The sequence below is a fragment of the Psychrobacter sp. CAL346-MNA-CIBAN-0220 genome, from assembly GCF_040309805.1.
Lineage (GTDB): Bacteria > Pseudomonadota > Gammaproteobacteria > Pseudomonadales > Moraxellaceae > Psychrobacter.
Genome location: NZ_JBEOPF010000128.1, coordinates 1 through 283, shown reverse-complemented (window position 1 = coordinate 283; position 283 = coordinate 1). Strand labels below are relative to the sequence as shown.

Annotated in this window: 1 protein-coding gene; it reads left to right on the top strand. The window is 50.2% G+C overall.

What is annotated here, in order from left to right:
* Window positions 1–283, top strand: a 283-nt coding sequence (locus tag AAEY88_RS12985) for a triose-phosphate isomerase (protein ID WP_350563048.1), incomplete at both ends; no start/stop codon positions are given.

Here is a 283-nt window from a genome sequence, read left to right as displayed (position 1 = left end):
CCCAAGCACAATATGATGATAAGCAGACGCTGCCAGTCATTGATACGCAGTTGTCAGTTATCAAAGACTTGCTAGCGCAACAGCCCGAGCTTACTGCCTCATTGTCTGAGCGCTTAATCATTGCCTACGAGCCAGTATGGGCGATTGGGACGGGTAAAGTGCCAACCGTGGCAGAGGTGAGCGCCACGCATCAACATATTAAGCAGACGGTTGCAGGCTTCGCTGATTCATTGGACACGATGACCGTACTATATGGTGGTAGTGTTAATGTCGATAACGCCGA